Annotated in this window: 10 protein-coding genes; 6 read left to right on the top strand and 4 right to left on the bottom strand. The window is 70.7% G+C overall.

All coding sequences use genetic code 11. From position 1 onward, the window contains the following. The first annotated feature begins 167 nt into the window (after positions 1-167). From FB559_RS15670 to FB559_RS43885, 3 genes are read left to right on the top strand one after another with little or no spacing between them, the layout of a single operon-like run. Complete coding sequence (locus FB559_RS15670; protein WP_141956301.1) at positions 168-665, top strand: SigE family RNA polymerase sigma factor; 498 nt, start codon at positions 168-170, stop codon at positions 663-665. A gap of 52 nt (positions 666-717) precedes the next feature. Then, a complete protein-coding gene (locus tag FB559_RS15675) occupies positions 718-1,650 on the top strand; it encodes a CU044_5270 family protein (RefSeq protein WP_185792231.1) in 933 nt (310 codons plus the stop codon). 25 nt (positions 1,651-1,675) lie between these two features. Next, positions 1,676-2,965: a hypothetical protein gene (locus tag FB559_RS43885; RefSeq protein ID WP_185792232.1), complete on the top strand. Its 1,290-nt coding sequence runs from the start codon at positions 1,676-1,678 to the stop codon at positions 2,963-2,965. Between the two features lie 74 nt (positions 2,966-3,039). Here the strand turns inward: FB559_RS43885 and FB559_RS15690 are convergent, their stop codons facing one another. Next, on the bottom strand, positions 3,040-3,792 hold the full coding sequence (locus FB559_RS15690) for a TetR/AcrR family transcriptional regulator (RefSeq protein ID WP_141956305.1): 753 nt from the start codon (positions 3,790-3,792) through the stop codon (positions 3,040-3,042). Positions 3,793-3,882: 90 nt separating this feature from the next. Between FB559_RS15690 and FB559_RS15695 the strand changes: the two genes are divergently transcribed. Together FB559_RS15695 and FB559_RS15700 are read left to right on the top strand one after the other, a co-directional pair. Further along, positions 3,883-4,842 carry an ATP-binding cassette domain-containing protein gene (locus FB559_RS15695; RefSeq protein ID WP_141956306.1) on the top strand — a complete coding sequence of 320 codons (960 nt, stop codon included), beginning with the start codon at positions 3,883-3,885 and terminating at the stop codon, positions 4,840-4,842. Further along, positions 4,835-5,605, top strand: coding sequence for an ABC transporter permease (locus FB559_RS15700; RefSeq protein WP_141956307.1), 771 nt, complete (start codon positions 4,835-4,837; stop codon positions 5,603-5,605). The genes FB559_RS15695 and FB559_RS15700 overlap by 8 nt, the downstream gene beginning before the upstream one ends. 2 nt (positions 5,606-5,607) lie before the next feature. On the opposite strand, the gene FB559_RS15705 is transcribed toward FB559_RS15700, so the two are convergent. The 3 genes from FB559_RS15705 to FB559_RS15715 form a co-directional block, all read right to left on the bottom strand. Further along, positions 5,608-7,788: a heavy metal translocating P-type ATPase gene (locus FB559_RS15705; protein ID WP_141956308.1), complete on the bottom strand. Its 2,181-nt coding sequence runs from the start codon at positions 7,786-7,788 to the stop codon at positions 5,608-5,610. A gap of 23 nt (positions 7,789-7,811) precedes the next feature. After that, positions 7,812-8,021, bottom strand: coding sequence for a heavy-metal-associated domain-containing protein (locus FB559_RS15710; RefSeq protein ID WP_141956309.1), 210 nt, complete (start codon positions 8,019-8,021; stop codon positions 7,812-7,814). Positions 8,022-8,211: 190 nt separating this feature from the next. Further along, positions 8,212-8,778, bottom strand: coding sequence for a TetR family transcriptional regulator (locus FB559_RS15715; RefSeq protein ID WP_141956310.1), 567 nt, complete (start codon positions 8,776-8,778; stop codon positions 8,212-8,214). Between the two features lie 87 nt (positions 8,779-8,865). Between FB559_RS15715 and FB559_RS15720 the strand changes: the two genes are divergently transcribed. Next, on the top strand, positions 8,866-9,777 hold the full coding sequence (locus FB559_RS15720) for an SDR family oxidoreductase (RefSeq protein ID WP_141956311.1): 912 nt from the start codon (positions 8,866-8,868) through the stop codon (positions 9,775-9,777). Positions 9,778-9,994: the final 217 nt, after the last annotated feature.

The following is a 9,994-nucleotide window of genomic DNA, read 5'->3' on the forward strand; positions in this document are numbered from 1 at the left end:
CGTTCGCGGGTTACGAGGCGGCTGCGTACGGGCGGGCGTGGGCTCGCCGCTGGAGCGCCGGAGCGCTGCCGTACCGGTATCGGCGCACGGCGGCGGGCCTGTGACGTGATAAGGCCGTCGCCGCGTCTAGGGAGTAGAAGACCGCCGGACGAAACTGGGAAGGCCCGATGGCCAAAGATCCGAATGGATTTCAGGAGTTCGCTGCGGCGCGCAGCGCCTCTTTGTTTCGCACCGCTCGCCTGTTGTGCGACGACTGGCATCTGGCCGAAGACCTGGTGCAGACGACGCTCGGCAAGCTGTACGCGTCCTGGTGGCGGGTCCGCCGGGCTGACAACCCGGCGGCGTACGCCCGCACCGTGCTGATGCGGACCTATCTGTCCCACATGCGTAAGCACAGCAGCAGAGAGACGCCAAGAGAAGCAGTACCGGAGACCGCGGTCAATGAGTCCGATCAGGCGCTCCGGATGACGCTGCTCAAGGCTCTGGCGGAACTCTCCGCCCAGGACCGTGTCGTGCTGGTCCTGCGCTACTGGGAGGACCAAAGCGTCGAGGACGTCGCCGCGGCCCTGCGGCTCAGTCGTGGCGCGGTGCGTAACCGGAGCATGCGCGCCTTAGGCCGGCTTCGGAATGCGCTCGGTGACGAACTCCAGACCCTGATCACGTGACGAGGACGCCGCCGGTCCGCCGGAAAAGAACTGAGGACGAACGATGACGAACATGGAAGATCAGCTGGCCGAGGCGATGCGCCGTACGGCTGGAACGATCGAGCCCCGGGTCACCGAGCTGGTGACCGGAGGCATCGCACGGGGACGCCGGCGGCGCCTCCGTAATCGGGTGGGTGCCGCCTCGGCGGTCGCCGCAGTCACCGCGGCCGCCGTCGCCGCAGGTGTGCTCACCATCGGTGCAGCCGACGGGACGGGTACGTCGCAGCCGCCTGCGGTACGCCTGGTCAGTGCGACTGAGGTGCTGGGCAGGGCCGCACAGGCCATGGAGGTGCGCCCGGAATCACGGCCACGTCCGGATCAGTGGCTCTATGTGAAGACGCTCGAGGTCGGCGTCGCCGCCGAACACGGGATGCATCCAACGGCCGGCGAGAACTGGACCCGATTCGACGGCGCCCGAGAAGCCGGCATTTACAACGGGAAATTGGTCATCGAGCGGAAAGCGGGAGCCGCGTCCGCCGAAGCCCGCCTCGCCTCATTGCCCGCCGATCCCCAGGCACTACGCGCGAAGATCTACAAGGAGGTCGACGCCTCGGCCCGTCGTGACTGGCAGTACCCGGATCGAGACGGCGAGGCATTCGACACCATCGCGCAACTGCTCTGGAGCAACCCGGTGGGCATCCCGCCGAAGACCCAGGCCGCCTTCTACCGGGTCCTCGCCACGATCCCCGGTGTCGGGATCGACAAGAACGTCAAGGACGGCGCGAGCCGCCCGGCGATCGCCGTGACGCACGGCTACGGCGAGCAGTTCCTCCTTGACCCGGCCACCTATCAGGTGGTGGCGCAGCGGACCGTCTTCAACGGCCACAACGCACCCATCTCCAAGGCCACGGGCACCGATCCCCGATACGAGGTCCCCGTCGGCACCGTCACCTACTCCCTGACCCGCCTCACCGCCAAGGTCGTCGACAAGCCAGGCCAACGGTGAACCTCTCCCCGAGTGAGAAGAGACCATGAACATCAACAAGAGGCGGATCGCCGCAGCCGCGATACCGGCCATGCTGATCACCGCCTCGTCCGCGACGCCGGACGCGTCGGCCGCGGTGACGCACGCGTCACGGGCAGACGTGACCGTGGGAGCGGACTGGCACCTCTACGACGTCCCCGTGACCGGCAATGCGAGCCTCGACGACGTCGTCGCGCCTGGACGCGACGATGCGTGGGCCGCCGGGGCGACCCTTGACCTCGGTACCGGTCAGTCCGCTCCGCCTCCCACGCCCTCGACCGGCCCGGACCGGTGGCGTGCCGGGTCGGCCGGGCCGGAAGGGCGGCGCCACGTCGCCGCGTCGGATGGCACATGTGAGGAGGCGGGGTTCGCCGACTCGCTCATGCTGCACTGGGACGGGCACACGTGGAGGCGGACCACCGTGCCCGACGTCGGCATCATCGGTCGCCTCAGCGCCGGGAGCAGCACCGATGTGTGGGCCTCCGCCTCGTGCGGGCTGTTGCACTGGGACGGCCGAGACTGGACGTCCGTGCCCTACGCCCCGGTTCCCGGAGCGGCCCAGGCGTCCGCCGGCCCGGTCACCGCCGACGGTGCCGGGGACGCCTGGCTGGTCGGTCACACCTACGACCCGCGGACGGGCGACGGAAGCGGGTTCGTGCAGCGCTGGGACGGTGCGCGATGGAGACTCGTGCCCACGCCCGACATAGGTGGCACCGATGACGACTTCGAGGCCGTCAGCGCGTACGGACCGGATGACGTGTGGGTCGCCGGCACGGACTACACCGGCGACGACCTCGATCCGGCGCAGCCGGAGACACTGATCCTGTTGCACTGGGACGGACACGCCTGGACGCGGTTCCCCGATCCCGGCACGGGCGAATGGACCCAGCGGGTCACCCGGGTCCTGACCCTGCCCACCGGGGCCTGGGTCGCGGGATGGGGCAAGCGGAACCCGTCGGGTGAGGAGATCCGCCGGCCGCTCATCCTGCGCTGGGACGGGCACCGATGGCTGAACACCGCGGTCCCGGACGGTCCGGGCGAGGTGATGGACATCGCTTCCGACGGCCGGACGCTGTGGGCGGTCGGCGATACGTTCCTGCCGACGGACGTCTCCGGCGATGCCTACGCTCTTCAGTGGTCCGGTGACCGCTGGGTCGCCGCGTCCGTTCCCATCCGGGGCGAGGGCGCGACCCTCAGCGGCGCGGCGTCCATCCCCGGTGGCGGGCTGTGGACCGTCGGCGCGGTCGACCCGACCGGCACCAACCAGCCCTATGCGTTGATCGCACGCCACGGCTGACCAGCGCGAGCATCATCCGAACAGGCAGTGGCGTCAGCGTGCCCTGACGCCACTGCCTGTTCAAGGACCGGGGACTACCGGGTGCGGCTGCGGACGAGGGCGTCGATGCCGTCGAGGACGCGGTCGAGACCGAAGCCGAACTCGCCGTCCACGCTGTCCGGCTGGTCGAAGACGCCCTGCTCGAGCGCGAACGACACGGACGGGAACCTGCGCGGGTCGATCACCTTCCGCAGCACGTTGCTGTAGGAGGACATCATCCGCTCGGCCGAGGAGTCGGCCGCCATCACCGCCTCGGCGATGCCGTGGAACGTCGCCTCCGTGTTCCGGACATAGCCGCTGAGCAGCATGATCACCGAGACCTTCTCGTTCTCGGTGAGGCCGGTGCCGCGCAGTGACGCCAGCCCGTGTTCGAGCCAGGCGATCTGCTGAGGGGTGTTCGGCGCCTCGGTGATCGGCACGCGCAGCACCCAGGTGTTGCGGCGCAGTGCGGCGAGGTAGCTCCAGCACCAGCGCTCCATCGCCGCCCGCCAGCCCTCGTCCGCGCCGCGCGGAGCGGGCGGGCCGCCGAGGGCGGCGTCCAGCATCAGCGGGACCAGCTCGTTCTTGGCGCCGACGTAACGGTAGAGCGCCATCGCCGATACGCCGAGCTCCTTGGCGATGCGGTTCATGGACACCGCCGCGAAGCCGTCCGCCGCGGCGACGCCGATCGCGGCCGCGACGATGCGGTCGAGGCTGAGACCGGGCTTGGGCCCCTTTCCGGGACGCTCTCGCAGCCCCCAGGCCGCCGCGAGGCTGGCCGGGATGTCGGCGCCGCTGTCGCTGTCCATCGCCTCCACTTTCGGTGTTGACCGCCCATCCTAGTTCTGTGTATACCTTACGCAGAAGAGTTTATGGCATACGCAGAAGCGGGGAGTGCGATGGAAACGGCGATCGAGGCGGTCGGCCTGGAGAAGTCCTACGGAAAGGTGAAGGTCCTGTCCGGGCTGGATCTGCGGGTCACGCGCGGCAGCGTGTTCGCGCTGCTCGGACCCAACGGCGCGGGCAAGACGACCACGGTGCGGATCCTGACCACGCTCACCCGGGCCGACGCCGGACATGCGCGGGTGGCCGGTCTGGACATCGTCCGCGACCGGCACAAGGTACGGCGCCGCATCGCGCTGACCGGCCAGCACGCGGCCGTCGACGAGCTGCAGACCGGCGAGGAGAACCTCCGCATGGTGGCGCGTCTGTCCGGCATGTCCGGCAAGAACGCCCGCCGCCGGGCGGCCGAACTCCTGGAGAGCTTCGACCTGACGGACGCCGGACGGCGCCACGCCGGGACCTACTCCGGGGGGATGCGCCGCCGCCTGGACCTCGCGGCGAGCCTGGTCGCCGACCCTGCGGTGATCTTCCTCGACGAGCCGACGAACGGCCTCGACCCGCGCAGCCGCCAGGCACTGTGGGAGGTCATCACCGGCCTCGCGGGATCCGGCGTGACCGTGTTCCTCACCACGCAGTACCTGGAGGAGGCCGACCGGCTGGCCGGCCACATCGCGCTCGTGGACGGTGGCCGGGTCGTCGCGGAGGGTACGGCGGCCGAGCTCAAGCGGCGCGTCGCCGACCAGCACCTGGACCTCGTGCTCGCGGACCGGGCGACGTACGAGGACGTGGCGGAGATCCTCGGCGGACGGGCCGTCACGCACGATCCCGCCGCCCTCACCCTCGGCGTCGCGACCGACGGGAGCGCCGCCCACGTACGCGCGCTGCTGGACGAGATCGACCCGGGGCGCCGCGCGGTACGGACGTTCGCCGTGCACACCGCCACTCTCGACGACGTCTTCCTCACCCTGACCGGCCACCGGGCCGCCCGAACCGAAACGGAGACCGTCGATGTCTGAGCTCGCCGCGAGCCGTACCCTGACCGACTCGCTGACCATGGCGGGCCGTGCGCTCCGCCTGACGAGACGCCAGCTCGACGCCCTGCTGACGTCGTTGATGATGCCGATCCTGCTGATGCTGGTCTTCGTCTACCTGTTCGGCGGCGCGATCCAGACCGGCAGCAAGTACGTCACCTATGTCGTCCCCGGAGTGTTGCTCCTGTGTGCCGGGTTCGGGTCGGCGACCACGGCGGTGAGCGTCGCCGGCGACCTGACCGGAGGCATCATCGACCGCTTCCGCTCGATGGACGTCAGCGGGACGGCCGTCCTGAACGGGCATGTCGTGGCGAGCGCCGTACGCAACCTGGCCTCGACCGTCATCGTGTTCGGCGTCGCCTTCCTCATCGGGTTCCGGCCCCACGCCGGCCCGGCGGCCTGGCTCGCCGCCATCGGTGTCCTGCTCGCCTTCATCCTGGCGATCTCCTGGCTGGCCGCGGCGGTCGGGGTGCTCGCCAGGTCGGCCGAGGCCGCGGGAGGCTTCACCTTCTTCATCATGTTCGTGCCGTACGCCAGCAGCGCCTTCGTCCCGATCGACACGATGCCCTCGTGGCTGCACGGCTTCGCCCAGAACCAGCCGGTCACGCCGGTGATCGAGACGCTACGCGGCCTGCTCCTGGACCAGCCCGTGGGCGACAGTCCCTGGCAGGCCCTGGCCTGGTGCGGTGGCATCCTCGTCGCCTCGATCGCCCTGGCCGCTGTACTCTTCCGCCGGCGTACCGCCTGAGCTCAGCGGGCCGCGCGGAAGCGGCGCAGCCGGAGGCTGTTGCTGACCACGAAGACACTGGAGAACGCCATCGCCGCTCCCGCGATCATGGGGTTGAGCAACCCCGCCGCGGCGAGCGGCAGGGCGGCCACGTTGTAGGCGAAGGCCCAGAACAGGTTGCCCTTGATGATCGCGAGCGTCCGCCGCGACAGCCGGATCGCGTCCACGGCGGCCCGCAGGTCGCCGCGGACGAGCGTCAGGTCGGCGGCCTCGATGGCCACATCGGTACCCGTGCCCATGGCGAGTCCGAGGTCGGCCTGGGCGAGGGCGGCGGCGTCGTTGACGCCGTCGCCGACCATCGCCACCGCCTGGTCACCGGCCTGCAGCCGTTTGATGGCGTCGACCTTGTCCGCGGGCAGCACCTCGGCGATCACCTCGGTGATGCCGACCTCGGCCGCGACCGTACGCGCCGCGGCCTCGTGGTCGCCGGTGAGCAGCACCGGGGTCAACCCGAGCGCGCGGAGGTCGGCGATCGCCCCGGCACTGGTGTCCTTCACGGTGTCGGAGACCACGAGCACGGCGCGGGCCGTCCCGTCCCAGCCCACCACGACGGGTGTGCGCCCGGCCGCCTCGGCCGCGGCCTTGGCCGCCTCCAGCCCGGCGGGAAGCCCGGCGAAGAGCGACGCGCGGCCCGCGAGGACGGCGTGCCCCTCGACCGTGCCGCGTACGCCCCGCCCTTCGAGGTTGTGAAAGTCCGTCACGGCCGGCAACGTCTCCCCGGCCTTCCGCGCGATCGCCCGCGCGATCGGATGCTCGGAGGCGTGCTCGACCGCACCCGCCAGGCGGAGCACCCGCGCCGGGTCCTCGTCGGTGACGACGTCGACGAGGGTCATCCGGCCGGTCGTGACGGTGCCGGTCTTGTCGAGCACGATCGTGTCGATCGCCCGGGTGGACTCCAGCGCCTCAGGACCCCGGATCAAGATGCCGAGCTGCGCGCCGCGCCCGGTTCCCACGAGCAGTGCCGTCGGCGTGGCCAGCCCCAGCGCGCACGGGCAGGCGATGATGAGTACGGCGACGGCCGCGGTGAAGGCCGCGTCGGCGCCGGCCCCGCTCGCCAGCCAGAACCCGAGCGTGGCCAGCGCGAGCACGATGACGATCGGCACGAAGATCCCGGAGACACGGTCGGCGAGGCGCTGGGCCCGTGCCTTGCCGCTCTGTGCCTCCTCCACGAGACGGGCCATCTGTGCGAGCCGGGTGTCGGAGCCGACCCGCGTCGCGCGTACGACGAGGCGCCCGCCGGAGTTGACCGTCGCACCGGTGACCGCGTCGCCGGCAACGACCTCGACCGGCATGGACTCGCCGGTGAGCATGCTCATGTCCACCGCCGAGCCGCCCTCGACGACGACGCCGTCCGTGGCGATCTTCTCGCCCGGCCGGACCACGAACGTCATGCCCGGCCTCAGCCGGTCGGCCGGGATGAGCTCCTCGCGCCCGTCACGCCGGACCGCGACCTCCTTGGCGCCCAGATCCAGCAGCGCCCGCAGGGCGGTGCCGGCACGGCGCTTGGCGCGGGCCTCGAAGTGGCGGCCGGCCAGGATGAAGACGGTGACCCCGGCCGCGACCTCCAGGTAGATGTCGCCCGAACCGCCCCGGCCGGTGAAGCTGAAGGTCTCCCGCATGCCGGCCTCGCCCGCGCTGCCGAAGAACAGGGCGTACACCGACCAGAAGAAGGCGGCGCCGGTGCCCATCGAGACCAGGGTGTCCATGGTCGCGGCGCCCAGCCTGAGGTTCTTCCACGTCGCGCGGTGGAACGGTAGCCCGCCCCACACGACGACCGGTGCGGCCAGCGCGAGCGAGACCCACTGCCAGTCGCGGAACTGCAGCGCCGGGACGGTCGCCAGAAGCACCACCGGCAGGGCCAGCAGCGCACTGACGACCAGCCGGTCGCGCAGCGCGTGGTCGTCCTCTTCGGGCTCCGGCGCAGGGAGCGCGGCGGTGTACCCGGCCTTCTCGACCTGGCTGATCAGATCGTCATGGGTGACGCCGGGGGCGACGCGGACGCTCGCCTTCTCGGTGGCGTAGTTGACCGTCGCGGTGACCCCGTCGAGCCGGTTGAGGCGTTTCTCGACCCGGTTCGCACACGAGGCGCAGGTCATGCCGCCGATGACCAGCTCCACCCGGCCGGTGTCCTCCGAGACCGTCATGCGCCGTCCCTCATCCCGTCTTGTCAGGAACCCACGACTTCGTAGCCGGCCTCGTCGACCGCCTCGCGTACGGCGGCGCCGTCGAGGGCGGCCGCACTGGTGACGGTGACCGACCCGGTGGCGAGGTCCACGTCGACACCGCTGACCCCGTCGATCCGGCCGACCTCGGCACTGACCGCGGACACACAGTGCTCGCACGTCATGCCCTTCACCGCGTAGCGAGTGGTGACCATGTCCCTCTTCCTTCGCTCGACTACCGACACCATATACCCCCATAGGGTACGGCCATGCGCCAGAGACGATCTGCCGGGAATCGGCTTACGAGGGGTCCCGGTGCTGATCAGGGACCCGAGCCGGACCTTGCCGGAGGGATTCGACGACTACGTGGGGCTGCGCATCACGCACCGTCGCCTCTCACGTGAGTCATCCGGTAGAGGCGATCTCCCGGAGCTGCGCGAGGGCATGCCTGGCGATCTGCTGGAACGGCTTCTGATCCGGATCGTCGACCCATTGCTCGAAGGCGACGTGCATGACGGTGATGCCCGTGTGGGCGGCCAGGGTGGCGGTGGTGTCGCCGACCCCATGTGCGCGCAGTGCCTGTGCCATCGCGGCGGCCAGTGACGCGGCCTTGATCAGCTCGCGTTCCCGCAGCTCGGGGCTGGAGGCGATGATCCGGTGTCGCGGGCCGGCGAACTCCCGGACCTCCTCGAACCGGACGGCGGCGGCGTCCAGTGCCGCGCCGACCATGCCGAGAGGAGAAGCGGACGCGGGGGCGGCCTCGATGGCGGTCACCATCTGCCGCTCGAGGAGTTCCGAGCCCCAGAAAAGCACCTCGCGCTTGTCCGTGAAGTAGCGGAAGAAGGTTCGCTTCGTCAGCCCCGCGCGTTCGGCGATCTCCGCGACGGTCGTCTCCTCGTAGCCGCGCTCGCCGTAGAGGGTCAGAGCCGCCTCCTGCAACCGCGCTCGCGCGTCCGGCCGCCATCTGCCCATGGGGCAAGACTAGTCGATGTCACCTGGTGTCATCACGCGCTATAGTGATGGCACCAGGTGACATCACTCGTACCAGGAGGGTTTCCCATGCGTGTTTTCGTGACTGGCGCGTCCGGGCACATCGGCTCGGCGGTCCTGCCCGAGCTGATGCGGGCCGGCCATCAGGTCGTGGGGCTGGCGCGTTCGGACGCCTCGGCCGAGGCGCTCGCCGCCGCCGGTGCCGAGGTCCGGCGCGGCGACCTGGACGATCTCGACGGGCTGCGCGAGGCCGCCGGGGCGGCCGACGGCGTCATCCACCTCGCCTTCAAGCACGACCTGATGGCGACCGGCGACTTCGCCGCCGCGGCCGCCGCCGACTTCGCCGCCATCAAGGCGCTCGCCTCGGGGCTCGAAGGGACGGACAGGCCGCTCGTCATCTCCTCCGGCACGCTCCTGCTCGCCCGCGCGGGCATCACCGGGCGGCCGGGCACCGAGGCCGACGTCATTCCCGGCGGTCCGCGGGTGGACGCGGAGAACTTCGTGATCGGGCTCGCCGGACGCGGCGTGCGGTCGTCCGCCGTCCGGCTGCCACCGATCGTGCACAGCCCACTCGACCACAACGGCTTCGTGCACGTCCTGGTCGCAATCGCCCGTCAGGCCGGTGTGTCGGGATATGTGGGAGACGGAGCGAACCGGTGGCCCTCGGTGCACACGCTCGACGCGGCGCGGGTGTACCGGCTGGCGCTGGAGAGCGCCCCGGCCGGAAGCCGGCTGCACGCGGTCGCGGACGAGGGCGTCCCCTTCCGCGACATCGCGGCGGCCATCGGGCGGGGGGCCGGCGTGCCCGTGGCCGGCATCTCCGCGGAGGACGCCGGCGAGCGCTTCGCCTTCCTCGGCCCGTTCGTGGGAGTGGACAACCCGGTCTCCAGTGAGGTGACGCGGAAGATGCTCGGGTGGGAGCCGGCGAACCCGGGACTCATCGAGGATCTGGGGCACGGCCACTACTTCGGTCGGGGATGAACCCAATCCAGCGCCACGCCATCACCGGAACAGGCCACGCGAAGCGGAGCCGCGGGAGAAATTCTCCGGTTCCTGAGCTGCGCGGCTGGAGTTTCAATTCAGGCTCGCCGCCTTTCCGACGGGAACGCTGGGCTTCCGCGGATGACGATGGGCCCGAACCATCCCGTTTGTTGCGACAATGGCCGCGTGCGTATCGGCATTCTGGGTCCGTTGGATG

The organism is Actinoallomurus bryophytorum, assembly GCF_006716425.1.
In the GTDB taxonomy this organism is placed as follows: Bacteria; Actinomycetota; Actinomycetes; order Streptosporangiales; family Streptosporangiaceae; genus Actinoallomurus; species Actinoallomurus bryophytorum.

Coding starts and splice junctions, on each gene's coding strand:
- FB559_RS15715 (WP_141956310.1), bottom strand. CDS start 8,778: ATGGGCAGATGGCGGCCGGACGCGCGAGCGCGGTTGCAGGAGGCGGCT.
- FB559_RS15710 (WP_141956309.1), bottom strand. CDS start 8,021: ATGGTCACCACTCGCTACGCGGTGAAGGGCATGACGTGCGAGCACTGT.
- FB559_RS43885 (WP_185792232.1), top strand. CDS start 1,676: ATGAACATCAACAAGAGGCGGATCGCCGCAGCCGCGATACCGGCCATG.
- FB559_RS15695 (WP_141956306.1), top strand. CDS start 3,883: ATGGAAACGGCGATCGAGGCGGTCGGCCTGGAGAAGTCCTACGGAAAG.
- FB559_RS15675 (WP_185792231.1), top strand. CDS start 718: ATGGAAGATCAGCTGGCCGAGGCGATGCGCCGTACGGCTGGAACGATC.
- FB559_RS15690 (WP_141956305.1), bottom strand. CDS start 3,792: ATGGACAGCGACAGCGGCGCCGACATCCCGGCCAGCCTCGCGGCGGCC.
- FB559_RS15705 (WP_141956308.1), bottom strand. CDS start 7,788: ATGACGGTCTCGGAGGACACCGGCCGGGTGGAGCTGGTCATCGGCGGC.
- FB559_RS15720 (WP_141956311.1), top strand. CDS start 8,866: ATGCGTGTTTTCGTGACTGGCGCGTCCGGGCACATCGGCTCGGCGGTC.
- FB559_RS15670 (WP_141956301.1), top strand. CDS start 168: ATGGCCAAAGATCCGAATGGATTTCAGGAGTTCGCTGCGGCGCGCAGC.
- FB559_RS15700 (WP_141956307.1), top strand. CDS start 4,835: ATGTCTGAGCTCGCCGCGAGCCGTACCCTGACCGACTCGCTGACCATG.